23 protein-coding genes are annotated in these 24,830 nt (G+C 67.6%); 4 read left to right on the forward strand and 19 right to left on the reverse strand.

Annotated elements, in window-relative coordinates:
• Window positions 1-3: 3 nt before the first annotated feature.
• Window positions 4-2,328, reverse strand: a complete 2,325-nt coding sequence (locus OG285_RS20705) for a HAMP domain-containing protein (protein WP_371791826.1) — start codon at window positions 2,326-2,328, stop codon at window positions 4-6.
• 409 nt (window positions 2,329-2,737) lie between these two features.
• Window positions 2,738-3,961: a CapA family protein gene (locus OG285_RS20710; RefSeq protein ID WP_371791827.1), complete on the reverse strand. Its 1,224-nt coding sequence runs from the start codon at window positions 3,959-3,961 to the stop codon at window positions 2,738-2,740.
• A gap of 20 nt (window positions 3,962-3,981) precedes the next feature.
• Between OG285_RS20710 and OG285_RS20715 the strand changes: the two genes are divergently transcribed.
• Both OG285_RS20715 and OG285_RS20720 read left to right on the forward strand, forming a co-directional pair.
• Window positions 3,982-5,103 (forward strand): hypothetical protein, encoded by a 1,122-nt coding sequence (locus OG285_RS20715; RefSeq protein ID WP_371791828.1) that lies wholly within the window; start codon window positions 3,982-3,984, stop codon window positions 5,101-5,103.
• 123 nt (window positions 5,104-5,226) lie between these two features.
• Window positions 5,227-6,615 (forward strand): MATE family efflux transporter, encoded by a 1,389-nt coding sequence (locus OG285_RS20720; protein ID WP_371791829.1) that lies wholly within the window; start codon window positions 5,227-5,229, stop codon window positions 6,613-6,615.
• A gap of 731 nt (window positions 6,616-7,346) precedes the next feature.
• Here the strand turns inward: OG285_RS20720 and OG285_RS20725 are convergent.
• Window positions 7,347-8,876: a hypothetical protein gene (locus tag OG285_RS20725; RefSeq protein ID WP_371791830.1), complete on the reverse strand. Its 1,530-nt coding sequence runs from the start codon at window positions 8,874-8,876 to the stop codon at window positions 7,347-7,349.
• Window positions 8,877-9,415: 539 nt separating this feature from the next.
• Between OG285_RS20725 and OG285_RS20730 the strand changes: the two genes are divergently transcribed.
• Window positions 9,416-10,552, forward strand: coding sequence for an SAVED domain-containing protein (locus tag OG285_RS20730; RefSeq protein ID WP_371791831.1), 1,137 nt, complete (start codon window positions 9,416-9,418; stop codon window positions 10,550-10,552).
• An 85-nt stretch (window positions 10,553-10,637) separates the two neighbouring features.
• On the opposite strand, the gene OG285_RS20735 is transcribed toward OG285_RS20730, so the two are convergent.
• Together OG285_RS20735 and OG285_RS20740 are read right to left on the reverse strand one after the other, a co-directional pair.
• Window positions 10,638-12,401, reverse strand: coding sequence for a ThiF family adenylyltransferase (locus OG285_RS20735; RefSeq protein WP_371791832.1), 1,764 nt, complete (start codon window positions 12,399-12,401; stop codon window positions 10,638-10,640).
• Complete coding sequence (locus OG285_RS20740) at window positions 12,398-13,390, reverse strand: cyclic GMP-AMP synthase DncV-like nucleotidyltransferase (RefSeq protein WP_371791833.1); 993 nt, start codon at window positions 13,388-13,390, stop codon at window positions 12,398-12,400. Before OG285_RS20740 ends, OG285_RS20735 begins: the two co-directional genes overlap by 4 nt.
• Before the next feature lie 114 nt (window positions 13,391-13,504).
• On the opposite strand from OG285_RS20740, the gene OG285_RS20745 reads away from it, so the two are divergent.
• Window positions 13,505-13,789: a hypothetical protein gene (locus OG285_RS20745; protein WP_371791834.1), complete on the forward strand. Its 285-nt coding sequence runs from the start codon at window positions 13,505-13,507 to the stop codon at window positions 13,787-13,789.
• A 207-nt stretch (window positions 13,790-13,996) separates the two neighbouring features.
• On the opposite strand, the gene OG285_RS20750 is transcribed toward OG285_RS20745, so the two are convergent.
• The 14 genes from OG285_RS20750 to OG285_RS20815 form a co-directional block, all read right to left on the reverse strand.
• Window positions 13,997-14,341, reverse strand: coding sequence for a glutamate ligase domain-containing protein (locus tag OG285_RS20750; protein WP_371791835.1), 345 nt, complete (start codon window positions 14,339-14,341; stop codon window positions 13,997-13,999).
• Entirely contained in the window at window positions 14,338-14,865 is a 528-nt protein-coding gene (locus OG285_RS20755; protein ID WP_371791836.1) for a C39 family peptidase, read from the reverse strand. The genes OG285_RS20750 and OG285_RS20755 overlap by 4 nt, the downstream gene beginning before the upstream one ends.
• Before the next feature lie 36 nt (window positions 14,866-14,901).
• Window positions 14,902-15,993 (reverse strand): ATP-grasp domain-containing protein, encoded by a 1,092-nt coding sequence (locus tag OG285_RS20760; protein WP_371791837.1) that lies wholly within the window; start codon window positions 15,991-15,993, stop codon window positions 14,902-14,904.
• Complete coding sequence (gene dapF, locus OG285_RS20765; protein ID WP_371791838.1) at window positions 15,990-16,790, reverse strand: diaminopimelate epimerase; 801 nt, start codon at window positions 16,788-16,790, stop codon at window positions 15,990-15,992. Before dapF ends, OG285_RS20760 begins: the two co-directional genes overlap by 4 nt.
• 170 nt (window positions 16,791-16,960) lie before the next feature.
• Window positions 16,961-17,500 carry an NUDIX domain-containing protein gene (locus tag OG285_RS20770; protein ID WP_371791839.1) on the reverse strand — a complete coding sequence of 180 codons (540 nt, stop codon included), beginning with the start codon at window positions 17,498-17,500 and terminating at the stop codon, window positions 16,961-16,963.
• Window positions 17,497-17,883, reverse strand: coding sequence for a hypothetical protein (locus tag OG285_RS20775; RefSeq protein ID WP_371791840.1), 387 nt, complete (start codon window positions 17,881-17,883; stop codon window positions 17,497-17,499). The genes OG285_RS20770 and OG285_RS20775 overlap by 4 nt, the downstream gene beginning before the upstream one ends.
• Window positions 17,884-17,982: 99 nt before the next feature.
• Window positions 17,983-18,828: a helix-turn-helix domain-containing protein gene (locus OG285_RS20780; RefSeq protein ID WP_371791841.1), complete on the reverse strand. Its 846-nt coding sequence runs from the start codon at window positions 18,826-18,828 to the stop codon at window positions 17,983-17,985.
• Window positions 18,829-18,855: 27 nt separating this feature from the next.
• Entirely contained in the window at window positions 18,856-19,368 is a 513-nt protein-coding gene (locus tag OG285_RS20785; protein ID WP_371791842.1) for a DUF6879 family protein, read from the reverse strand.
• Window positions 19,346-19,573 (reverse strand): hypothetical protein, encoded by a 228-nt coding sequence (locus tag OG285_RS20790; RefSeq protein ID WP_371791843.1) that lies wholly within the window; start codon window positions 19,571-19,573, stop codon window positions 19,346-19,348. Before OG285_RS20790 ends, OG285_RS20785 begins: the two co-directional genes overlap by 23 nt.
• A gap of 115 nt (window positions 19,574-19,688) precedes the next feature.
• On the reverse strand, window positions 19,689-21,383 hold the full coding sequence (locus tag OG285_RS20795) for a mobilization protein (RefSeq protein WP_371791844.1): 1,695 nt from the start codon (window positions 21,381-21,383) through the stop codon (window positions 19,689-19,691).
• A gap of 4 nt (window positions 21,384-21,387) precedes the next feature.
• Window positions 21,388-21,774, reverse strand: coding sequence for a plasmid mobilization relaxosome protein MobC (locus OG285_RS20800; protein ID WP_371791845.1), 387 nt, complete (start codon window positions 21,772-21,774; stop codon window positions 21,388-21,390).
• Between the two features lie 312 nt (window positions 21,775-22,086).
• Complete coding sequence (locus OG285_RS20805) at window positions 22,087-22,890, reverse strand: DUF2637 domain-containing protein (RefSeq protein WP_371791846.1); 804 nt, start codon at window positions 22,888-22,890, stop codon at window positions 22,087-22,089.
• Window positions 22,891-23,084: 194 nt separating this feature from the next.
• A complete protein-coding gene (locus OG285_RS20810; RefSeq protein ID WP_371791847.1) occupies window positions 23,085-24,326 on the reverse strand; it encodes a DUF3631 domain-containing protein in 1,242 nt (413 codons plus the stop codon).
• 233 nt (window positions 24,327-24,559) lie between these two features.
• Window positions 24,560-24,754 carry a hypothetical protein gene (locus OG285_RS20815; RefSeq protein ID WP_371791848.1) on the reverse strand — a complete coding sequence of 65 codons (195 nt, stop codon included), beginning with the start codon at window positions 24,752-24,754 and terminating at the stop codon, window positions 24,560-24,562.
• Window positions 24,755-24,830 lie beyond the last annotated feature (76 nt).

Below are 24,830 nucleotides of genomic sequence, written 5' to 3' on the forward strand. Positions count from 1 at the left end.
CGGTCAGGTCCTTTCGGCGTGGGTCGCGGGCGCCGCGGGTGCGCTCGGCGCCGTGGGCACGGCGTCGCGCTTCGGCTGCGCCGGGAGCTGCTGGCGTACGAGCTCCAGGGAGCGGGTGACGGCGCCGACCTCGTCGTGGTGGCGCGGGTACAGGACGGTGCGGCGGTCTCCGCCGGCGAGCGCCTCCGCCTGGTCGGCGAGCGCCCGCAGCGGGCGTACGACGATGATGTGCAGCCAGCCGAGGCAGGCGGCGACGGCGGCCATCCCGAGCAGCCCGCCGAGCACGGTCAGGTTCTGCCTGCGGTACTCGGGGATGGCCAGGGAGCGGGCGGGCTGCTGGCTGACCACGGTCCAGCCGAGGGTCTTCGCCGCTCCGCCTCCGACGAAGGGCGCGGCCGCCGCGATCTGCACGGAGCCGCCGTCCCGGTAGAGGATGCCGCTGGGGTGCGGGCTCACACCGGTCTTCTGGTTGGTGCCCGCGACGAGGGTGCTGAGGCGTTCGCCCGCGAGCCGGTGGAAGGCCTGGTATCCGGTGTTGCCCGCGATGATCCGCTGGTCGGCGTCGACCACCCGGACCTCGCCGAGACCGGGCCGCTTGAGCAGCGCGTTCAGGAACTCGATCCGGAACTCGCCGATCACGGTGGCGCCGCTGCGGCTGGGGATACCGGCGTATCCGGCGATGACCGGCTTCTTGCCCGAGTGGTTGAGCACCCGGATGAGATGGCCCGCCTTGACGCGGCTCACCGGCCGGCGGGGGGTGTCGCCCGCGTGGGCGACGACCTTCCCCGACGGGTCGACGACGTACAGCGACTGGTAGCGGTCGTGCTCCAGGCGGGTGCGCTCCAGGACGGTGCGCATGTCGGCGGGTGAGGTGTCGCTGCCGATCAGCGTGGCCACCGACAGCAGGTCGGCCTGGCCCTCGTTGAGGGCGCGGCGCACCCGGTCGGTGAGGGTGTCGGTGCGCTCGCGCTGGTCGTTGACGAGCTGCTGCGGTACGACGGCGGTGTCGTCGGCGCGGTTGAGGAGCAGCAGCATCGGCACGCACCAGACGAGCAGCAGTGCGCCGCAGACCAGGATGAGCCCGCGGCTGCCGAACCCGCCGATGCGGGCGAACCGGCCGCGCTCGGGGGGAGCGGTGGCCCCCGCCGGCTCGCCGAGCAGTTGGCGGCGCAGCCGCTCCAGCGCGTGTCCGATCCTCGCGGCCTCCCCGTACGAGGGGGAGTTGACCGGGCGGGTCAGGTCGCCGCGGGTCAGCCTGCGGCTCTCCAGGAAGAGCCGGATCAGCGGCCGTTGGACGGTGCCGAGCAGCAGGGCGACGGCGAGGGCCCCGATGACGACCAGTGCGCCGGCCGCGATCAGGCCGAAGAGGGGTCCGGCGACGGCGGTGGGGTTCTCGGAGACCGGGACCATGGCCACGACGCTGAGGCCGAGACCGGTGGCGACGGTCGGTTCACCGGGCTGCGGCCCGGCGAGCGAGGCGTACCCGGCGACGCTCCGGTCGCCCGAGTGGACGTCGCCCACCAGACTGCCGCTGACACCGGGGAACCCGCCCGAGCCGGGCTCCCTGGCCGAGATGGGATTCCTGCGGACCTTGACCGATGCGGTCTTCGCGAAGCTCCTGAGCTGCTTGCCGGCGCGTTTGGCGTCGGCGCGCTGGGTGGCGGTGCGGACCTGCTCGGGCTCGGGGATGCCGTCGCTGGAGAGGATCTCCGCGGCGGTGTCGATGACGGCGATGGAGCGGAACTGGCCCAGGCTGATACCGGGGAAGCGCAAGTTGCTCGATGCGACGAGGAGTTGCTGCGGGGTGCCGGGCCACGACAGCACGGCGAAGGAGAGCAGCCGGGTCTCGCCGTTGGCGAGCCGCACCATGCGCGGACTGAGCCCGTCCTTGGCGCTGAGCTTGGCGGTGTCGACGGCGGTGAGGGGGACGTTCTCGCCGCGGGCGGCCAGCAGTTTGCCGGAGGAGATCTGGACGACGGCCGTGCCGGTCCACTTCTGGTAGACGCTGCTGACCTTGTCGAGCACGGCGTCGGGCGACGCGGGCGCCCCGGCGTTGAAGAGGCTCGCGGTCCGGCCCAGGTCGGTGAAGCTCTCGTCGATCGACGCGCGCAGGGCGATGGCGCCGTCCTCGGCGAACTGCTGCTGCGAGGTCAGCACGGCCTTGGCGACGGGATCCTGCACCGTACGCCCGAGGTTGAGGGCGGTGATCCCGGCCAGGGAGAGCAGCAGGACCGAGAGGACCGCGATGGGCGGTCGTATGCCACCCAGCAGCGACATGTCGGCCCGGCGGCGGACCTTGTGTCGCCGCTTCACGGGCGTGGCGGCCATGAGCGTTCCCTTTCTGGGACTTCACTGATCGAGACAGCGGGTGGTCGGGACAGCGGGTGAGTGGGCGGGCATGTGTGATCGGGACAGCGGGTGAGTGAGCCGGCGTGTGTGGTCGAGGCGGCGGGTAATTTGAGCCAGCAGGGTGATCGGGACGGCGTTGATCGCGACAGCAGGTGATCGCGACAGTGTGTGATCGGAACGCCGTCGCGGAAATGCATGACCCGTTCGAATAAAGAACGGTTGTAGGGAAAGTGTCAGGTGTGACCCAGCCCACGCAACCGGTCCGGGCCGACCGCGGGGGCGGCCCACCCGGCCGTCGTACGGAGGTGTCACTCCGGTAACCGGGACGCCTCCCGGACGCCCCCGCCCGTTCATCCGACGACCCCGGCCTCATCGGCCGCACCGCAGGTCAGCCGGGCAGACTCTCCAGTGGCTTGAGCCCGTCCTGAGCCGCACCGCGGTTGAGCATCGTGCCCTCCGTGCGCTCGAACGCCAGCCGGTAGCGGGCCTTTTCCTCGGCGGTCAGCTTCCCGCCGTCGCGCAGTGCCGCCGCCACGTCGATGAGCCGGTGGTCCTGCACCGCGTCGGCGGCCGGCGGGTTCGCGGCGTCGGACTCGGGCGGAATGGAGACGAGCGTCGGTACGTAGCGTGCCCGGACCTTCCACGCACCGCCCCGCTTCTGGAACTCGAACCAGCCGATGACGCCCTCCTCGGTCAGCCCGGACGGCACCTCGTGCCGTGCGACCTGATTGCCGAGTCCGTACGCGATCCAGGTCCCGTCGACCTTCTCCATCGGCTGGACGGCATGGGCGTGGTGGCCGATGACCAGATCGATACCGGTCTCACGGGCGATCCGGCGGGCCAGCCCGATCTGCCCCGAACTCGGCTCGGGGTGGTGCTCGCGGCCCCAGTGGATGCTGAGGATCACCACATCGGCGCCGGCTGCACGGGCGCGCTGCTCGGCCTTCTTGATCTTGTCGAAGGCCGTCTGGTTGGCGAGCCAGGGCTTGTCCGCCGGGACCTCGCGCCCGTTGAACCCGAAGGCGTACGAGATCTGCGCGACCTTGACGCCCTTCACGTCCATGATCAGCGGCTTGTCGGCCTCCGCGCTGCTGCGTGCCGAACCGGTGTGCTTCAGCCCGGCCTTGTCGAGCGCGTCGAGGGTGCGCTTCACACCGGAAGCGCCGTGGTCGAGCGTGTGGTTCGAGGCGGTGGAGCAGGTGTCGTACCCGATCTTCTTGACCGCGGTGGTGATCTGCGGGGGCACCAGGAAGTCCGGGAAGCTGCGGAAGGGGCCGTTGGGCTTGCCCACCACCGGCTCGAAGTGGCAGATCGCCAGATCGGCCCGGGAGATGACGGGCTGCACCCCGGCCATCAGCCGGTAGAAGTCGAGCCCCTGCTTGCCCTCGGCCCTGGCGTCCTTGCGGGCCTGCTCGATCAGGGGCGGATGGATGAGAATGTCCCCGGCCGCCGCCACCGTGAACGACGGCCCGTCGCCCTTGCCCGATTCGTCCGTACCCGACTGGCCCGGACCGCCGCCCCCGTTCAGGAGCGAGCACCCCACGGCGGTCAGTGCGAGGAGGGCCGTCGCTGCGGCGCGGGTTGTGAAGGGAACGTTAGTGCGTCGGGTCACCCGTGTATTTTTACTTCAATATGACGAGTCCTTGGGCCGGTAAAACGGTGATCTTCGCGATATCGCTGGTCACGGCGTTGGTAGTGGTGGCTGTGGTGCTCGTCACGTCCAGCGGGGAAGGGGATTCCGTAAAGGGCGGACCGCAGCGTGCCCGGCCCCGCGAGCGGGTCGACCTCGCCGCGCGGATCGACGACTTCACCCGGCAGACGATCCGCCGCAGCGCCTACCGCCCGCCCACCGCCCAGGAGCGCCACGCGGTCGCCGACGGCGTCGGCCTGTATCTGGACGGACGCCGTACGGAGGCCGCGAGGCGCCTGGCCGAGGTCGACTTCGGCCTCTCCGTCTTCACCGACACGGCCACCGGCCGCCCCTTCGCCGAGATCGCGGACCGGGCCAGGGAGGCCACCCGGGGGTGGGGCCGGGTGTACGTGGACCTGCCGCAGGACCGGACAGACGGGGTGGGCGGGGCTTCCGGCGACCGGCTGCGGCCGGCGGCGACGTGGTCCGTGCAGGTTCCGCACCCGGTCGCGGATGCCGACAGCGAGAAATTGGGGGTGGGGGCCTGGCGTGCCACGCCCGGTGGGGTGCTGGTGCTGGCGGGCGCCAACCGCAGGGCGGGCGAGGGCGGCGCGGCGGATGTGGCCCACCGCCGCGACACCGTCTTCCACGCGGTCTGCGCCGAACTGATCGCCCACCGGCTGCCGGGCATCCAGGTGCACGGCTTCGCCAACTCCACGGAGCCCGACTACGACGTGATCGTCTCCACCGGCCGGGGCGACCACGGCCGCACCTGGGGCGAAGGCCTGGCGGCAGCGCTGTCCCGGCAGGGCTTCGACGTCTGCCGGGTCTGGGTGCGCCGCTGCTCGCTCGAAGGCCGTACGAACGTCCAGGGGAGGGCCGCCGCCGACGCCGGACTGCCTTTCCTGCATGTGGAGTTCAGCCGCTCGATCCGGGAGTCGCCGGCGCGGATCGCGCGCGCGGTGAAGGCGATCAGGGAGGCGGCGGGGCTCGCGGGCGGCACTGACCGGCCGGGGGCCGGTGCGCGTCTGAGCGACGATGCGGGTGCGCACCCGGGCTCCGGAACTGATGCCGGAACTGACGCGGTCGGGGGCGCGACGGCAGGGGCGGCCCAGATGTCTTGACCCCGCAGAATTGGTGTCTTGACCCCCGCAGAATTGTTGACGCGACTGGTGGGCGGGTTGGTTGGCCGGTCAGAGGTGATGTTCCGCTGCCTGCCGCCGCGTTGAGTGGCAGGATCCCCGTACGTGAGCCACGACCGCAGCGTGTTCATGACCATCGCGAGGACCGCAGCCCCGCTCTATGTGACGACCCTTGCCGCGTCGGCGGGTTCGCTCGTCGACACGGTACTGCTGGGCCGGCACGCGACCGCCTCGCTGGCCGCGTTCGCGGTGGCGGTGGCGGTCTTCGGGCCCGCCACCGCCACCGTGGCGGGCGCTCTGCGCGGGGTGATGCCGTTCATCACGCCCCACCGTGAGGACCCGGACGAACCGCTGCCCCTGGTCCGGAGCGGGATGTGGCTGGCGTTCGCGGTGGGCGGGGTGTGCGCGGCCGTGGTCGCCGCGGTACCGCTCATCGGCGGACTCTGGGGCGTACAGCCGACCGTGCTCCACCAACTGGGCCCGCTGCCCTGGCTGCTGGCGGCAAGTGTGCTGCTGATCGCCGTCGGCGGATCCGCGACCTCGGTCCTGGTCGCACTGGGCCACTCCGCTCAGGTGATGCGCTCCGGCCTGGTGGGCACCGCCGTATCCGTCACGCTGTCGATCCTGCTGGTCGGCGGCCCGGGCCCGCTGCCGAGCCGGGGGCTGACCGGAGCGGGCGTGGCCATGCTCGCCTCCAGCCTGATCAGCACCGGCCTCAACCAACTGGCCCTGCGCCGGAGGACGGTACTCGCGGGGCGCCCGCTGCGGCCCGGCCGTCCGGACCCCCGGCGGGTGCTGCGGCTGGCCGCGGTGGGTATCCCGCTGGGCGGCACGGTCCTGGTGAAGTTCTCGGTCCTGGGGGTGCTGACGTTCGCCGCGGCCCGGATCAGTACGGATGCGGCGGCCGTGCACGGCGTCTCGGAGTCGCTGGTGAACGTCATCTTCACCGCGGCGGTCGCGGTCGGCCAGTCCACGGTCCCGCTGATCGCCGACTACGCGTCGAGGCAGGATCTCAGGAGGATCCGCCGCAGTGTGGGGGCGGGGGCCCGGGTGGCCCTGAGTGCGGTCACGGTGCTGGGAGCGGCGCTGCTGGCACTGCGTGTTCCCGTGGTGGGCCTGTTCACGACGGATCCCTCCCTCGGCCACCAGGTGAGGGAACTGCTGCCCCTGGTCCTCGCGGTGGTGGTCGCGGACGCACTGCAGGCGGTGGCGGGCTTCGCCCTGGTCGGCCTCAGACGGACGGGCCCGAGCCTGGTGTCAACGGTGCTGTGGTTCGGGGTACTTGCCGTGCTGGCGGTTCCGGTGGCCGACACGTACGGCTTGACCGGCCTGTGGGCGGCGCTTGCGTGTGCGAACCTCCTGCAGGCCGGGACCAAGACGTACTCGTTCCTGCGGCACAGCCGGCGGATGGTGGGGGCGGGCGCGTCCCCCGTAGCCCATACGGGTGGCGGCAGCGGGTCCGCAGGACGCACCACGGCCGAACGGCGAGGCTGAGGGGGATGGCCGAGGAGAGACTCCCATGCTGCTGAACCCCCCGCAATGCCCGCACTGCCGCGAACACCGCCCCCTGTGGAAGGACACCAGCACGACCGCTCCGAAGCTGCCGGACCGATGGCGCTGGTACTGCGCAGGGTGCCGACAGGTGTGGGAGCCCACCGATGACCACCGGGTGAGGTACCGGGGGGTGCCCGCAGCGCCGGGCCTGCCGGTACTGATCCAGTCCGGGATGCGATGAGTCCGAGTCCACGCCACCGGACTCATCGCGTCGGTTGCCGGTTGCTGCTCAAGAAGCGTGCCCGAGCCTGAGCGGCCCTGCCCCGTTGATGTCGGCCGTAGATGTCAAAGACCCTCAGCCGTGATCGGCTGAGGGTCTTTTCGCTTGTGCCCCCGGCAGGATTCGAACCTGCGACACCCGCTTTAGGAGTGGGGCGGAATCCCTGATCGAGGGTGCTCGTACGTGCCGGATGCTGCTGTCCTTGCTGGTCAGCACCATCCGGTATGTCGTTTGATTCTGCTCGTGACGGTTGGTGCTCTGCCGTCCGCTCACGCATCGCGCACGCAATTTCGGTCCTCTGACCAGCGCATTTTCCGTTGTAGCAGTGAAGCTTCGTCCGGACTCCAGCCCACATGAAGGTTCATGCGCCCTAAACGGCAGACCGCTTTGTGTCGAATCGGGTCGAGGCAAGATCAGCGCCTGGAGTGTCTCGTGTTCTGCTTGTTATGCCTCAAGTCCGCTCCGGGCAGCGGCGCTCGCCGTCGCTCACTGCGTATGTCGAGACCTCCGTCGACTGCACCGACGTCACGGAATCAGGTCCGCTACGCTCAGAGGAGCGAATTGGGTCCCACAGGTAGAGGACCTCGCCATCCGTGCTGAAAGCGAGCAGCGGATGATCGGTGGGGAGCGGCCCATTGTGCACGGAGAGCTCGCCCTTGAGCGGCTGTACACACATCCGCTCGCCCTTGATTCCGAAATAGGATTCCGGTGCGGTCGCGTGCACTACATCATGGGCGGCGCGATGAGCCGCTTCGGAGGTCCGGCTCATAAACTCAACTCCTCCAGCGACGAAGAGCATGACGGCGGCACCCGCGGACAGGACGCTCACAATGCTCTTCTCCCAGGCCCAGTGGAAGCGGCGAGCCCAGCCATAGAGGGCCAGAGGCGGCAGCAGTAGTCCGAAACAGCCGAGCGTGGGGAGAAGTGCGGATGCGCCGGTCCAATAGATGGGGGTGGAGACGGAGTCTGCGGGGATTCCGAAAGTATCCTCAACGTAAAGGAATTTCAAGAACGAGCCGACGAATGGCAGAACCCACGGCAGGGGTAGGACGAGCACCGTGAGCAGGCCGACGGCGTGCCTGCTAATCCAGGTCTGGCGCACGGCGAACCAGCATCCCCGGGGTACGTACCACAGCAGTGCCAGACAGGCGAGTGTGAGTAGAACGCTTCTGCTCTGTGCGACAACACCGTAAGGGTTCTGTTGGTGCCATGTGTATCCGGGCATCGCGCTGCCAATGACGATCAGGGTGCCGGCCGCCCAGCGCAGGAGCCAATGGCGACGCTGATTGCTCATGTACCAGTTACCGACGAACCAAGCGGCGACGGTGAGTGGCGCGAACATGGCCAGTCGGCCGAGCACGGAGCGATCGTACGCAAGCCAGCCGTAAAACATGAGCAGGGATGCCAGGGCAAGGCGGAGTCCTACTCCTCGACGGCCGTTCCACCAGGGGTTCCTGTCATCGTCCGTCTCGTTGGCCATGGGCCCCACGCTCTTTCGGACTCCATGGCGTGACCTGTCGAACTCGAAGCCTCCGAGCCGTTGTAGCTCGAGTCGCTCGAGGACTTCTGCCTCTTCGACGGATGGAGCGACACCGATGGTGCGCTGCTCGTCGGCAAGCCCTGACTGGGAACGCAACGAAGCCAACCAGGCGAGGCCCTGCCTGCTTTGCCAGCTGGACTCTCGAATGACACGCCAGGTCACCAACGGCTCGGATGCCTGGGCACGGACAAGAGATCCGCCCACGATGGTTACGGGTACGTGCTTGCCTACAACCTTCAACAACCGCTTGCGGGCGCCGGTTTCGGCGCCCCGGCGCGAGCCCGGAAGTCGCACTTCTACGACGTACGCGGCCTGGCTCTCCGGCAGCCCGATATCCTCCTGCTCACCAGCCGGTCGGATCGCCCAACCTTGCTGTTCGCACAACCCCTTGGCGAGCAACTGATCGCGCACGCGCTTCGGAGTCCGAAAAATCAGATCCACTCGCTCGTCAAACTCAGTGCTTGGCAAGGGGGCCTCGAGCTCGCTGACAGTTGCATGAGCCTGAGGTGGGCAAGACTGGGGATCGTTCATCACCCTGCGTGGACCGGACACCCGCACTCCCGGCCCAGTTCTCCGTGCATCGCTCGACGATGTGAGACGACGGATGAGTAGCGTTCCGAAGAGTATTGCCACGGTTTTCCCTTAGCTGTCGGCGTTATGCCAGCGAATGGGACGGTGCTCATTGAGCCGTGACCGCCCCGTGGCCCAAGTGCGATCACCATCGCACGGAGCACTGACATCCCGCCCGCCACTGCTGGCGGCGAGCGGCACTCCTGCCGCCTCGGTGTATCGGTTGGGCAGAGCCTCGCGGAGGGCGTGCACCGTGCTCCGAAGCGGTTCAGCCACGGAAGGGGGGATGGAAACGCACAATGGTTCCGGCGGGGGGTCTCCGAGACGGGAATCAGAGTATGGCGAGGAAGGCTGCTGTGTGGGGTGGCGGGAGGCGAGCCATTCCGGTGCCTGTGCGCTTGGAGGTATGGGTGCGTAGTGGTGGAAGATGCGCGATCTGCAACAAGTACCTGCTCGGCGGTGGGATGACGGGGCGCGCCATGCGGCAGGGAGAACTTGCGCACATCGTGGGCCAGCAACAGACCGCAGGCTCCCCGCGGGGTGAACACGACCTAGTGGAGCGCGAAACTGCTGACAACTTGATGCTGGTATGCGCCGACGAGCACGACGAGATCGACGCTTCCGGTAGCCTAGATATATTTACCGTGGAACGGCTGCGCGCACTCAAACGCGCCCACCAGGACCGCATAGAGCATGTCACCGGGCTGGCCGACGACCGGGCGACCACAGTGCTGCGGATGGTGGGCCGGGTGCGTGGCCAGGAAGTCGAGCTGACCCGGCAGACAGCTGCTACCGCGGTGATCACCTCTGGGAACCGGTTCCCGCTATTTCTGGAGTCCTATGAGCGGCACGGCATCGAGATAGACCTGCGCCACGTGGCCGGCGAGATGACGATCGACCTACGTGACATCTCCGACGAGGAGGCTGGAGGCTCGCCTTACTATCGGGCAGCTACCGCCGTCATCGATGAAGTCATCGATAATCAGCTCAACCGCGGCATCGCCCGGGACAAAGTCGCGCACTTAAGCGTCTTCGGCTTCGCCCGGCTACCACTGCTTGTCTATCTCGGATCCCGTCTGGACGACACCGTGCCCACAGACGTCTATCAGCGCCACCGCCAGGACGAGTCTTGGTCCTGGTCTTCCACGGCTCCGGTGGCTGACTTCACGGTCCACCTCGACGTAGACCAATGGCCCGCACGTGACGCGGTGCTCATGCTGAACCTCTCAGGCACGATCCAGCCCGAGGAAGTCCCGCACCAGCTCACCGGACTGCGGCGGTACCGCATCAGCCCTGTCGGCGTTGCCGCCGCGCCAGACGTGCTGCGCAATCGTGCTTCCTTGACACATTTCCAGGAGGCGGTGCGGTCACTTTTCGCGGATCTGGAGACGAGCGCGAAGCACGTGCGGCGCCTACACGTGCTGTCTGCGGTGCCGCTCTCGGCCGGAGTCAGCCTGGGACGGGTGCGCGACAGGCAGGTGCACCCGGCATTGGTGCTCTACGAGCGCACGCCGAGCGGATACCAACGGGCCTTAGAGATTCCCTGAGGCGCTGGCATACGCTGCCGCGCCGATAGCCAATTGCTGCGATCGCCTAGGTGGCGGCGCAACCGCTCTGGCAGACGTGGGCGGGTCAGGGCACGGGCGGTGTGTTGTTAAAGGGCAGGAAGCGGTGATGGGGCGATCCGGCGGCGTGGGGTAGCGCGACCAGATGAGTGCCCGAGGTGGGAGCGGTCAGGTGCATGCCCAGGAAGGACGTCAGTGTTCCGGCGACAGCGGCAAGGTCGGCCGATGACCCGTGGAAGGTTGGTACCGAACAGCCGCGTGTCGGTACAAGTTCGTCACCATGCGGAGTTTCCTGCCACAGTGGGTGATACAGCTCCAGGCAGGGGTCGGCCAGTACGATCTTCCCGGCGGCAGCGTCGATGCTGTTAGGCCCCTGAAGGGTGGCGGGTGCGGAGACGTTCAGCAGCCCCAGTGTGCCGGTGCGGGTGTCTGTGGCTACCTGAGCCAGGACCGGACGGGGGCCCTCGCTGGCTGCGATGTGCTCCAAGGTATGCCCCACAGCAATGCTGACGGTAGCGTCGATAATGACTTCGGCAGCTGCCAAATCTGCAGCATCGGGCAGTGCGCCGTCGTGGACGTGGATCGAGACGGCGTCGTCGATTAGTCGTAGCCGACGAGCCAGGGCCTGCGCTTTGAGGGCCCCGACATCAGTCTCAACATAGTTCTGCCGGGCCAGTAAACCGCCAGTGACGGTTCCGGGGTCGCACACAGTTACGTGGGAGGCGCTGGCACGAACGACGAACTCGGCGATCCAGGAGCCAAGACCGCCGCAGCCCCAGACGTGCACGTGTTTGCCGAAGAAGCCCCCGATGGGGGCCCCGTCGTCGCGACGTGTGGTCACGGCGGGCCGTTCATCGGACACAGGACACCATTCGATCAGCAGGTCCGAGCGGACGCGGGATGCGTCGATGTTCAGCGCGGAACCCTGCTCATGGACCATGCGCCGCAGCGCGTCCGCGGTCGGCCCAGGAAGACGCGCGCCCAACAGATGGGACGGGCCGCCCGCAGGGTGCGGGACGGCCAGGATCAGGTACTGCGGGGAGCCGCCGGGGTTACGGGCCGCGCTGGCCGCGAGCGTCGTCAACACCGCCGGAGACTGGGCGACTGTCTGCGGTGAGACCCTCCGCAGGTGGTCAAACGGAGGATTGTCCATGTAAGTCAGCATTTGGGCGAAGGTGGTACCGCCGCCGAGCGGCAGCGGCCCCGCAATGGTGACTACTGGTACCCGTACTGCCTCGCCCTCCCGGGGCGGACTGTAGGCCAGATCCAGGCGGTGCTCGGTGCGCGCGATCAGGTAGCCAGTCTGGATCCGCTGGTCGGGGACGGGAGTGCGTATGACCAGAGTCGGGGTGCCGGGCGTGCGATGGAGCACTCCGCCGACGGCGTGATACATCGCCGTCGAGGCATCGAACTGGCCCGCTGCCGCGTCCGTCAGCCAGGACCACAGTCGGCTCAGATACGCCCGCATGCCCCCGCGCACCGGATCCCACTCGCGGGCGGGGTCCAGGAAGATGCACAACTGGCGGCCTTGGAGGACATGCGGGTAGCCGGCGAATCTCCAGTGCTCAACATCGACGGTGGTTGCGGACAGCGGTGAGGCAGGCAAGGTCAGGACGAACTCTTCGTGCTCCTGCAGAACCAAGCCGCCGTGAGCGGTGGCCAGGGTCCCGGTATGAAGCCGCAGCGTCACTCGGAGCGTACGGTTCTGACCGTGGGTCGGATTACCGACCACACGCAGCACGTCCGGCTGCTCGGACGCCGCCCCGCGCAGGTCAGCCAGGGCTTGTTTCTGCCAGTCCGTCGGTGTGGGCCGGCCCCTCTTGGCGCTCACCCGGCACGACCGGGCCGCGAGACAGCCGTGACGGCGGCGGCAGCCGCGGGGAACTTGGCGCTGCTGGTGGCTGTCACCGGGGCTTTGAACGCAGGGCCGAAGAGGTCCTGCCACAGCCGCAGGCTTGTGTCCTTGTCCTCGGCATCGTAAGCGTTACGTATCTCGGCGGCATGCTTGTGGATGCGTTCGCGGAAGTAGGAGTATGTGCTCTGTTCCCAACGGTGGTCGAAGGTGACTCCTGACCCGGAGGGGTCAGCGACCAAGGGCTTGATCACATTAGCTTGGAGATAGGTATCCAAGTCGCTGACGATGTGCAACAGCGCGGTGGGCACGTCCCGGTAGTAGCCCGGATCGGCGAACTTCTTGGACTCGCATACTTGATTGCCGAGCAGCGTGGTCAGGATCACCGACCGCGTCCCGGTGAACGATCCCTTGTGATCGCGCAGAAATTTCATCAACCGGATGACCTTGCGCAGATTCCCCTGCGCGCTTTGGTCCTGAGTGCGCATCCAAGTGGTGAAACCCTGCGAATTGGTGTTCTCCCAGGTGTCCTCGTCTCGGTTGACGATGACCTCTCGGCCGTCGGTCAGAACCACGTAGGGAACGATGTCCACGTGCATGGAGTTGCTGTAGACCAACCGCACGCACCGGCACTTGCGCGAGTGTGGCATGTTCTTGTAGATGCTGTGCCGGTGCAGAGCCGCGTACACCTCCTCGACATATGTCTTGGGGTTCTTCGACCAGTCGGGATTCTCGGCCATCAGCAGCATCACGTCGGCATCGAACTCCGACCCGCCGACAGGGTCGATGATCGTGCGATGCGCCCAGGAACCCTGGGGGGTCTTGCCCAGGACCAGCGAGCCGATCTCCTCGTCCGCTTTTAGGGCGCGGTAGATCGCCTCCACCCTAGTATCGAGAAGGTCGAGCTTCACCTGGCCCAGATTCACGGTGGTGCGCAGGAACTCGTTGAAATGGTCGGCGAGCTGCATAGTTCTCCTCAGGTTCGAATCGGACGACTGCCTCAGGCCCACGTCACAGGAAGGGAACTGACGGCACAGCGCAGGTTTCTAATCCAGCTTATGAGTCACCACTGACATCACGCCGTGGCCAGCCCCAAGCGACGCCGACGCGAGCACGGCCGGGAGCCGGGCAAGCCCGCGCGAATGCGCCCCGTTATCAGCACCTTGGCGTCGTCCATCGGTTCCTGCCCCGAGAACGTCGCCGTCCGCTCGGCCATCGCCATTTTTCATGCTGTCGTGGTGCACGCCGACGATCTCTGCCTGGTTGACCTGAGCGCGGTGAGCGCCTCGGCCTTTGCGCTGCACCGGGATGGGGAACCGACCTGTGACGGCGAGCGCCTCCTCCAGGAAAATGCCCGGCGTCCATGAGCGGGAGAAAGAGGCGCAGGGGGATCCAGGCTGCCTCTTGTGTAGGCCGACCCAAGACAATGGGCCGTGCGAGAGGCAGGTGATCAGGAGGTTGCCTGGGGCAAGTCCGGTCTGCTGGAGAGCGCTGCCTCGAAGTGATCCAGAGCATCCGGCGGCGCGTAGTTGCCGACGAGCCGACGGTGATCAGGGTTCTGGGCGGGGCACTCGTCAGATTCCGGTGACAGGCTGTCCGGTGAGGGCCTGGGCGACCTGCCACAACATGCCGCCGCGCGAAGCCTTCGTCAGCACAACGTCTCCGGGGCGGAGGAGCGAGTTGACGTAGGCCGCGGCGGTCGCGTTGTCGGCGACCATCGCCACGTCCGGCACGCCTGCTGCGCCCGCGGCGAGTGCGAGTTGTTTTGCGAGGTCTCCTCCGACGGCCACAACGAGATCGATGCCGTTTTCGGCGGCCATGCGCCCGACCGATCTGTGGGCCTCCAGGGCTTCGGCGCCCAGTTCCAGCATTTCTCCGAGCACGGCGATCTTTCGGCCGCCGCCTTCTGCCTCGGTCATCGGGACTCTCCATTCTGGGTAAGGGGGGCGAACGTGATGGCGCGGCCGGTGTAGGAGGCGGTCAGACGGCTCAGCGGTACGCGGTCGTGTGTCTGTCCCCAGGCGGACGGGTCGCGGAGGAGGACGTCGGGGTCGGTGCCGTCCTCGTAGCCGCGGGCGATGACCAGGTGTCCGCCTTTGCGGCCGTCATCGGGGAACTGCTCGGTTACCGACATGATCAGTGGGGCTTCTTCGAGGCGGGTGAGCAGGGATTCCGCCGGGACTGGCTCGGCGCGGGACGCTACGCCGAGCTCAGAGGCCAGGTTGGCGATGCCGGCATGCAGCGCTCCACGTGAGGTCAGAACCTCCTGCTTGACCGCGAGCTTCAGCAGCTCGGTGACCGATGGCGCTGCACAACCGTAGGCGAGCAGGATCATTCGCAGTGATGCCAGGCCGCACGCCCGGTTGGACCACTCGGTCCGCTCTCCCAGGGCCCACCCTCCGTGGAGGTCCCATTCCGCGGGGGCGATGAGCTGCCGGCACATGGGGACATCGTGGACGCGCGGCACAGCGGCTTGCTCCTACGGTGAGACGACAGCCTCCCGTGTCGGTGTGGAGACGGCGAACGCGGGAGTGGGCAGGGGGACATCGTATGGCGGACGAGTCAGGGCCTCGTGAAGCATCGCCAGCACGAGGTCTGTATGTCTGAGCCCGACCATGGCCCCACCCACGGCGAAGTTGCTGTCGCGGGACATGCCCGGTGTTGTGTTGACCTCCAGCGCGTTCACCTGGCCGCTTTCGGTGAGCATGAAGTCGACCCGGGCGGAGCCGCGCAGGCCCATTCCATCCCACAGGGTTCTGGCGTAGCCGGTGATCTCAGCCAGCAGCGCGAGCGTCAGGTCCGCGGCCCTGACTGTCACCGCGCCGCTGGAGTCCGCGTCGAGCTTGGTGTCGGCGTCGTAGAAGTCGGCCTCGGTGACCTCGGTAGCCAGCGGCGGGAAGCTGAGTACTGCGCCTCCGGGCATCTCCAGCAGTCCTACGGTGAGCGGCGTGCCGGGGATGTAGTCCTCGACCAGTACGGGATCTCCCTCATCACGAGCCGCGTTCGCCAGGGCCATCGGAAGAGCCCCTTGATCTCGGACCAGGCTCATCCCGACGCTGGAGCCGCCGAAGGGCGGCTTGACCATCACCGGTCTCCCGGTCCAGTCCGCAGGACCGCCCGTCCACACCCACCAGCCGGGTGTGGGGACGCCTAAGCTCTCCATGACTCGCTTGCAGAGGATCTTGTCGGCGGCCATCGCCGATGCGGCGACGCCGCTTCCGCAGTACGGCATACGGATGTAGTCCAGGAGCCCTTGCAAGCGTCCGTCCTCGCCGAACGGGCCGTGAAGGTTCGAGAGGGCCACGTCGTATCCGGCCAGTTCGGGGATGAAGGTTGGCTTGCAAGGGTCCAGCACCTTCCAACGGGCGCCGATCATTTCCAAAGCGCCTGCCAGCGCAGTCACGGAGCGCTGCTCCACGGGGCACTTCGAGTGGTAGAGGCGGTCCTCAAGGCTGACCGGTCCGTAGATCAGAGCCACGCCGAGCCTCTGCTGCTCCTGCCCCCAGTCGCGAAGTGCTTGGGTGGCCTGCTGTACGAAACTGCCGGAGCCGGCGTCGAGGAAGAGCGTCATGCGAGTACTCCTTCGAAGGTGTGAGTGACGGGGCCGCCGACCCACTGGGTACGTGCCGGACCGTCCAGATGCGGACGTACCGTCAGCGGTTGTCCAGACTGGTTGTGGACAGTGACGGGCCGGCGGGCGACCAGCCCGCGCATGGTCGCGATGACGACGGCCGCCACCGCTCCGCTGCCGCAGGACAGGGTCTCGGCCTCTACGCCGCGCTCGTAGGTGCGGATGCGCAGCTCTTGCCCACTGGTGGCTTGGACGAAGTTGACGTTCGTGCCGAGCGGGGCGAGGTCGGCGTGGTGGCGGATGAGACGGCCGACCATGACGGCGTCGACGGCGTTTACCTCATTCACGACCGCTACGACGTGTTCGGTACCGGTGTGCACGCTGTCGAACCAGGTTGGTTTGCCGTTGATGACTGCCTGGACACGATGAGCGTGGATGGCTCCGACTTGGGCTGTGACCCACACAGCGTCATCGCTCACGACGGCCTCGTGCGTCACCCCGGCCATGAGGAGGCCCATCTCCTTGAGACCGTGGTCTTTGCTCGCCGCCCAGGCGGTGCAGCGCAGGGCGTTCCCGCACATGGTCGCGGTCGAACCGTCCGCGTTGAAGCACGCAACTTCGATTAAGGCCGGGTCTGTGCTGATCAGCCTGCTGATGATCAGGCCGTCAGCGCCCACGCCAGTCCGTCTGGCACAGAGCTGTTGGGCCGCCCTCGCCCAGTCGTCGCCGCTTTCCGGCGCGGGTTCGGAGAGGAAGACGAAATCGTTACCGGCTCCGTGAATCTTGCGAAAGTGCATGGCCAAGCTCCTCGGTCGGATGAAGTGACAGCTCTTGTGCGAGCGGGGTGGGCGGAAGAGCCGGGTTGGTGAAGTGGCGTCTGTGCATCAGCCCCTCCACATGGCCAGGAGGAGTGCGCCACCCACCGCTATGAGGCTTGCCACGTAGGCGAATTGCTCTCGACGCGGACTCATACGACGCTGACCAAGTGGCCTTGCAGGCGGTTTCGGACGGACGGGATACCGATCCCAGCGAGTGGTACCCAGGCGGCTGCGCCGGTTTCGATCATGGCGGGGAACACGGCACCCGAGTGGGCGCGGAAGAGATATCGAAAGCCCACCCTGATGCGAGGGCCGTATTCGGGCTCAGCTCTCGCCATGTCGACCAGGAAGGGGCCCTCGCTGCCGGGTTCGGTCCACACGTCGCGGATGCCGGTCTCTTCGGCAAGCAGACGAAGGGCTGCGCCGCTGAGTGAGTCGTCCTGGGCCTCGGGAACGGCCTCGGCGAGGGAGAAGCTGCCCTCGTGCCTCAGGGCCAGCACGCGGTGGTGCTGGTCCATAACGATCGCACCCGTCATCACTAGAGGACAGCGGTGGCCGTGCAGGCAAGCCCCGCGTTGCGCGTGATCGCGCGCCGCGTCATACAGGGGCATGAGCGCCATGGTCTCCGCGGGACGCCCGTGGATGTAGTGGGAAAGTTCCTTGACGATCTGGTCGTCTCCGACGCTCACGGGGCATCGAGCGTGTTCCGGTGGGTGTAGATCTCCAGAAGTCTCTGCGTGAGGCCGGCTGCGTCCTTGAGGTAGTCGAAGGCGCCGAAGGCCGGAGTCTCCGGGGTCGGCCGATTCCTGTAGTCGAGGAGTCCGTATCCCTTGCGGAGCAGCTCCCGGACGCTTTCATCCTCGTCTGCGCCCAGGTCCTCCCCGAGCAGCAGGTTGAGGTGCCCGATGATCGCCGGCGCAGCCCCGTCGATCTCCTCGCGGGTGGAGGTGGCCATTTTCATGGAGAGGGCCGCTTCTGCGCTGTAGGAGATCGTCTCGACGTCGAGTGGCAGAACCTCGTTCTCAGCGCTGCCGGTTGTCCTTGGTGCCTTGCCCGTACTTGCCACTGTCATCACCGCTTTGCCTCTCCTGTGCGCGTATTCCAGCTGTGCCGGTAACGCTAGGAAAGGCGGTGGCAAGGACTCTACGAATGTGCCGGAACTTGCCAGGAATCACCCGAGCGAATCGATGGCTGCCGTGATCAGCTCGCGCGCCGGGACACCGTAGACAGCCAGATCGGTCAGGTCCGTGAATGCCTGGGCGTACAGGGCAATTTCATGCCGCTGCGTAATGGTGAGGTGAGCCGAGACGAGCTCGACGTTGACGGTGTGGTCGTCGAACAGGAAGAAGTTCTCAACGGGCCACAGACCCGAGCGGTCGGCGTCCTCGGGGATGATTCCGATGCTTACCGAAGGAAGGGCCGCAGCGCTCAGAAGATAGCCGAGCTGTCCCGCCAGTACGTCAGTTCCACCGATGCGCTTTCGGAGCGCTGACTCTTCCAGAAGTATGGCGAATCGGTGGTTCCCGTACACGATCTCCTGCTTGTCGACCCGGATCTTGACGGCCTCCGGCACATCGTTGATGAGACCGCGGCGGTTCTGGATAGAAGTCAGGAGGGCGTTGATGTACGAGGAGGTCTGTACGGGGCCCGGGATCAGGGCGTGCGAGTAGATACGGAAGCGCTGCGTTCGCTCCCACAGGGGCAGCACGGACTCCTGAGCCCGCTTGAGGCCAGAGCGCTCCATCCGGCGCCAGTCGACGTACATGCCGTCGATTCCGCGGGCCGTCGAGACGAGATCCTCCGCCGCGCCGGCCGCGCCGCAGGCCGACGCCCAGGAGCGAAGGTCGGGCTCGGAGGGCGCACGTGTGCCGCTCTCGAAGCGAGAGCATTTCGACTCGTGCCAGCCCAGAAGCGCGGCCAACGCCCGCTTGCTGAGTCCGGCTTCGCTCCGGATCTCACGCAGGCGTTGACCGAGGGCCTTGCGCGCTTCCTGGACACTCGAAGATGGTGAGGTCATGTCGCTGAGACGGCTCTGATCGCTGCGTCAGAGCGGCCGGAACTCGGCGTGTGGCGTTGCGCGTTGCCACACGGCCTCGAAGGCCGTTTCGCAGAGCTTCGCCAAGTCCGGTGCTTCACTGAGCTCCAGCTCCAAGTTCTCGCCCTCACCGTCGAAGTGGTTGACGAGGACGAGGCGGGAGTCAAACAGCCAGAAGTCGTTGCCGGGCAGCGCAATGTCGGTTGCCGCCCGCCGGGTCAGCCAGCGCACCTGCTCACCGGCAGCGATATTCAGCGCTTCGGTCACCTCGTGCTCGAAGCGGATGTACTCGCCGATGGGCGTGGAGACGATCCGTGCCCGTCGGACCTCGACGCCTCGCGAAGTCGCCTCCGTGACCAGCGCGTGCCAGCCGGCCCAGCGTTCCACGGGGTCGAGAGGCTTGCCGGCGGCCCAGTCGATGAAGGCTGGGTCCGACTTCATGTAGGCGTCGCGCGTCTCCAGATGGACGGCGGTCCGTCGGCAGTCGCGGAACAGATCCTCAAACGTCGGGGTCTTCTGCACCCTTCACCTCCAAAAAGAACTGCACCATGCGCCGGGGAATCTCCACTACCGACTCGTGACTTGGAATGTCCATCTGGTCAAGGCGTTCCTTGTCGAGAACGGTGATGCCCTGGACGAGGTACTCGTTTGTCTCGTCGTCCAGATAGATCGTGGGGGAGCCCCCACTCGGACTCTCCGGGTCTTTACCGAGCTTGATCAGGGCCATGATGTCCACCTCCGCTGAAGGTAACGATCGATGTGCCAGAGCTTGCCCCTAACCCCGGCCTCAAGCGAGCTACTTGCCAGAACTTGCCAGCTTTCCAAGGCGGCCGCCGCGCGGATCAGCGCCGACGTGATCGTGGTCCCTGTGGCCACTGGGCCGCCGGTGCGGGGTGGATGTGAGCCGCAGTGCGCTGTGTGGTGCTACGAGCCCTGGCTGCTTCGGCCCGAGGGCTGGGGGCGTGCCGCTGACCGAGGCGGCGGATGCGCCACGTCAGTGCGCGGGCTGGGCTGTCGGCGTCTTCCAGCGTGCGCTGGCCGAGCGCATGGTCGAGGACGGTGGCCGCGTTCTGCCCTGCGGCCTCTGCCTCGGCAAGCACTGTGGTCAGCGCATCCCAGGCCGGATCGCTGAGGATGCGCTCGGCGTACTCCGGTACCTCCTGCTGGAGGTAGTAGGCGAAACGGTGCTTCGTCTCGAGAACGGGAGCGCGCTGCGCGATGCTGGCCAGGACCGGCCCGGCAGCCTGCGCGTAAGCGGTCTGCAGATGGAGGAGAGCCTGCTCGGCAGCCGCCTCCTGTTGGGCGTGCTGGCGGGTGCGGTGCCAATGCGCTGCGAAGGCCACTGCTATGAGCGCTGCATCCAGGAGCATCGCAAACCCTGACCCATCATCGTCATGGGGCCGGTCGCGCAAGATTGCCTGAACGCTGCGGCGTAGGACACGGGTGCTGCCGAGGTCGGCGGTGATGCGGGAGCGGGAGGCGCGCTCGAAGGCAACGGCGGCTTGTTCGAGTTCCATCCTGACTGCGGCCGGTGCGGTGATGGGCAGCAGGTCCAGCGTCGCGCCGAGCGCGACCAGCTGCCCCTGGGCGAAAGAGTCGTCGTCGGTGGTCAGGCGTCCGGGGATTCGTTCTGCGGCGGCAGTGGCCTCATGCCATGGGTTGCCCGGCCGGGCCGTGACCGGCTCCCGGTCCGTGGTGGCAAGGCGTTCTCGGATCTTTGGCAGAGAAAGGTCGGGCGCGAGGGTGGACCCTGCGAACCAGACGGGCTCACCAACCTCGTTTACGTTGCCGGGCAGGGCGAAGTTGCAGCCGAGCGCGTCGCCGGAGGGAGCGAGCTTGAGACGTACGGATACGCCGGTCGCCTCCAGCAGGGCAACGAACTCCGCCTCAGTGGATGCTGCGGCGACCGCGCGGCGCACGCGCCTCCGCAGAACCTCGCGCGCAGGGGCGTCCTGGCCCAGGCGCTTGGCCTTGAAGTGCTCTTTGCTGCTGGGGCGCTTGGCAGCCGTGCCGTCGCCCGCCCGTAGCCGCCGCAGTCCGTAGTCGACTTCGACTTGGCGGGCTTCCTTCTGCACGGAGCGGATGTCGTGGTCCCGCTTGGGGCGGCGTCCGTCCTGGCGCACAAGGGTGGCGGCGATGTGGACGTGGTCGTCAGCGTGGCGCACCGCCACCCAGCGGCATGCTTCCTCGTCCCCCTCGGAGGCGATGCCGGCGGCCGCCACAATCCGCCGGGCGATCCCGCCCCACTGGGCATCGGTCAGAATCGGGTCCTCGGGCGCGGCCCGGACAGGGCAGTGCCAGAAGGTGGTCTCCGGCGCCTTCTCTCCCAGCATCTTCACCGGCTGGTCGAGCTGTGCGGCGAGCTGGCCCTCGACCTCTTTCTGATCGCGGCGCGGGCTGCGACCGGGGTCGGGCGCGAAGTCGTTCCACGAGGCCACCAAGTGCGGGTCGATGTGCTCGTTGGCATCCCCCCTCCCAAAGAGGTACTTGATCAGGCCGCGGGTGCCACCTGCGCCAAGGATGATCTTCGGTATCACCGGCTCATCGTCCCCTGGTCACTTGAGCCACGGCGGCGTCCACTTCGGCGACCGATGCCTCGACCTGGCCCAGCAGCCTCTTCACGACCTCCTGGTCAGGCCAGGAGCCGTCCCTGTTGAGGTGCCAGGTGAGCTGGTTGAGGTTGCTGCCGATCTTGCCAAGCTGCCCGTTAGCGGCCATCAGGGCCTTGACCATGGCTCGGTAGTCGGCAACCGCGGCCGTGGGATCGTCGGACCGAGCGCCCGCGAGTGACGTCTCGGCGACGTAGCCGCCCACCGGCATGCGACTCAGTTCGGCAGCGCGTTTGACGAGGGCGTACTCGCAGTCGTTGTAGCGCGGATGGACACGGCGCTCGCGCAGTTTGTCGTCACGCAGACGGCGGCGGGGCACACTCGTCTGCAACGCGCTCGTGGACTGCTCACTGGTCCCTCCCTCGGTCGGCTCCCCCGGGCCGGCCGACTCCGACGCCCCCTCGGCGCCGGAAGCTTCCGCCTCCCCTGGGGCGGAAGCCGGGTAAGGACTCCTTACCCGACAACTTGCTCGCGTTGAGTGTGAGTCTGTGGTCATCGACTCCTGGGGCGCAGCGGGGTCGAGGTCGGGGTCACGCATGGGGCTCCTGCAAGTGGTGGTGGGGGAAGGGGCCCGCCCCTCCCTCGACTGATCGAGGGAGGAGGGGGCTGGGAATGTCGTGGGACGTGAGGTTCAGCCGGTGCCCGGCGTGGCCTTGTCGCGTTCGGCCTGCAGCAGGTTCTTGACCTCGTCCAGGCGGCTGCGGGCCATGCCGAATCCTTGGTCTCGGATTGCTTGCTCGACGTTGCGGCGTGAGACGCGGTCGCCTCGTCCGAGGGGTGCTGCGCGACCGATGTCGACGGCCCGTTCTACGGAAATGCTCGGCGACACGCCTCCCAGCTCAGCGGGCTGGTGTGGGGGCTTCGCCACGTGCTCCTCCACCGGTCGCGCCACGTCGTGGCCGCTCTGGTTGGGTGTCGGTGCCGTCTCGCCTTCCTCGGCGTGTTTGTGGCGGCCGTCGGTGTTGTGGCCGTTGTTGTGGCGGTCGGTGGCCGGGCGTCGGGCGACGAGGAGGTAGAAGTGGACGGCTCCGGCCAGGGCGAGTGGGGCGATAGCGGAGATGGCTCCGACGGTGACGTCATCGAGGGCGAGTCCTGTGTGGCGGGCTTGCTGGTTGAGGCGGATGGCATGCAGGACGTTGGCCCAGATGCTTGTCGCGGTGGCGATGCCGACCAGCACCGAGACGTAGAGCCGGGCGGACAGAGGCGCCGTCCGCAGGACGAGCAGAGCACCGATCCCGATGGCGATGAACCCGTCGATGACGAGCGGGAAGGCGTAAGTGAGCGCGCGGTGGATGTGGCTGGCTGCGGCCATCTGACGCAGAGCATCGTAGGAGAGCGCGAAGGCTGCCACGGCCAGCAGCGCTACGCCCGTACGAATCGCGGCGGCCAGCGCCACCGGTGCAGCGGACGGTGCGCTGGTGGTGGGGTGAGACAAGGGGAAGTGCTCCAGGAGTGCGATAAGACAGGGCTCATCTGGCCCCGGGGACTGGGACGACCCGTCGCGACTCGTCGCATGCCTGGTCAAGGCAGATACGGGTGGCCCGGCGATGTCGAGTGGACTCGTCACCGGACCTCGACTCGTCACCGCGCTGACCTGCGCGGCGACGGGTCGTGACGGGTCGTGCCGGGTCAGGCCCCGGTCGTGTCTGGCGGCACGGGTTCGGGGCAGTAGCGCGCCCACGAGTCCGCGAAATGCAGGCGGGCGTAGCCGCGGGCCTGGACGTTGCCGTGGAAGCGGCGGGGGGCGGAGCTGATGTCGTACTCCTTGAGCAGGATCTGAAGGCCCCGAGGGGTCAGGCCCTTTTTGGTGTACTCCGGCCACGGTGTCTCGACGTCCTCGTTGAGGATGTCGAGGAGACGGCTGGTGCGGAGCGCCGGCGGGTTGCCTTCGGTGGCGAAGGCGCGGCGGATGTCGGCCAGGAGGCGGATGCTCAGGCTGCTGCGGTCCTGGTCATGATCGGCCTCGTGCTTTGCCATGACCCGGCAGGCGGTGCGCGCGAGCTCGGGCCACGGGCCGCCCGCGAGGTCCGCGACGGATACCAGCGGCTGCCAGGTGTCGGCCGCGCGGTCATGGACCGGCATGGCCGGTGTCAGCTCCATCGCATCGGCGTGGAGCGGTGCCAACCAGGCGACGAGCCGGTCGCGCAGGGCATGGAGCGGCGGGGTGTCACGGTAGGTGCGGAACTCCTGCACTTCCTCGCCGGTCCTGCGACGGCGCATCCGGATGACGATCGACCGGTCCATGATCGTGTCGGGCAGGTCTCCGATGCCCGCGAGGGCCGCCATGGCGAAGGTGGGGAACTTCGCCACCTCGTGGTTGGGGCCGGAGACCCGCAGGGTAGGGCGGTTGCGCTGGTGGCCCGCGTTGAGCAGGCCGCGCATCTCTTCGTTCTTCTCCGCGACTTTCGCGGAGCCGAAGAGAGTGTCGGCCTCGTCGACCAGCAGGGTGGGCGGGGTGTCGGTGATCGACCGGAACACTGCGGCGGCCGAGGCGTTGACCGTGATGAGCGGATCGTGGACGCTCTCGGTGATCACGTCCAGCAGCCGTGACTTGCCGCACCGCTTGGCCGGTCCGACGACGGCCAGACGTGGAGCGTGCTGCCATGCGGTCTGCAGGTGCGTCGCCGCGACCCACAGCGTTACTGCCGTGAAGGCTTCCTCGCTCGGCAGCACGACATACCGGCGTATCTGCTCCCGCAGCTCCGTCAGTACCTGCTCGCCTTCGGATACCGGGGCGGTATCGGAGATGGCGGCGGACAGCTCTTCCAGTGACGGCAGGGAAGGGCGGCCGGACGGCTGTCCGGGGATGGCGACTGGCGGCCAGGAAGGCTCGTCGGGTGTGGAATAGGGCTCGGCTCCGGCATGTTCCACGGGGCAGCTCCTCGTCTGGCGATGGCGGGCTTGCACGCCCTTGCCGCCGGGTTGGTTCTTCACGGGCCGTGTGGGGTTGCTGGGGCCTCCGGCGTTGCACCGCCGGGGGCCCGTTCCCGTCTCGCGGGCATGAGGCCACCGCGACGGAACACGGACCGTACGTCCCCACCCCCCAACAGTCCAGCGATCCTGTGTCAGCTCAGCGCAGAAGCGTTTGTTAGCTTGCCGTCCGCTCACGCCGCCAGCCCGAGCAGATCCAGCAGATCCGCAGTCACGACCCGGTAGGCGTTCCCGAGCCGCAGGACCTTGCACGGGTAAGTGCCCCGCTTCGCCAGCTCATAGCCCTTGCTCCGCCCGAGACCCAAGGCGCGATTACTCGTCTCCAGGTCAACGGCGACTGGCAGGGTCAGCAGCTCCTCCCGACTCATACCCCGCGACTCTCCGCCGGTCATACCTGCGCGCATACGGCGACCCTTTCGGTACAGCCTTCGGCGAACGTGTCCA

Source organism: Streptomyces sp. NBC_01471, from assembly GCF_041438865.1.
Lineage (GTDB): Bacteria > Actinomycetota > Actinomycetes > Streptomycetales > Streptomycetaceae > Streptomyces.

Coding starts and splice junctions, on each gene's coding strand:
- OG285_RS20705 (WP_371791826.1), bottom strand. CDS start 2,328: ATGGCCGCCACGCCCGTGAAGCGGCGACACAAGGTCCGCCGCCGGGCC.
- OG285_RS20715 (WP_371791828.1), top strand. CDS start 3,982: ATGACGAGTCCTTGGGCCGGTAAAACGGTGATCTTCGCGATATCGCTG.
- OG285_RS20740 (WP_371791833.1), bottom strand. CDS start 13,390: ATGCAGCTCGCCGACCATTTCAACGAGTTCCTGCGCACCACCGTGAAT.
- OG285_RS20750 (WP_371791835.1), bottom strand. CDS start 14,341: ATGACCGAGGCAGAAGGCGGCGGCCGAAAGATCGCCGTGCTCGGAGAA.
- OG285_RS20755 (WP_371791836.1), bottom strand. CDS start 14,865: ATGTGCCGGCAGCTCATCGCCCCCGCGGAATGGGACCTCCACGGAGGG.
- OG285_RS20760 (WP_371791837.1), bottom strand. CDS start 15,993: ATGACGCTCTTCCTCGACGCCGGCTCCGGCAGTTTCGTACAGCAGGCC.
- dapF (WP_371791838.1), bottom strand. CDS start 16,790: ATGCACTTTCGCAAGATTCACGGAGCCGGTAACGATTTCGTCTTCCTC.
- OG285_RS20775 (WP_371791840.1), bottom strand. CDS start 17,883: ATGACAGTGGCAAGTACGGGCAAGGCACCAAGGACAACCGGCAGCGCT.
- OG285_RS20780 (WP_371791841.1), bottom strand. CDS start 18,828: ATGACCTCACCATCTTCGAGTGTCCAGGAAGCGCGCAAGGCCCTCGGT.
- OG285_RS20790 (WP_371791843.1), bottom strand. CDS start 19,573: ATGGCCCTGATCAAGCTCGGTAAAGACCCGGAGAGTCCGAGTGGGGGC.
- OG285_RS20815 (WP_371791848.1), bottom strand. CDS start 24,754: ATGAGTCGGGAGGAGCTGCTGACCCTGCCAGTCGCCGTTGACCTGGAG.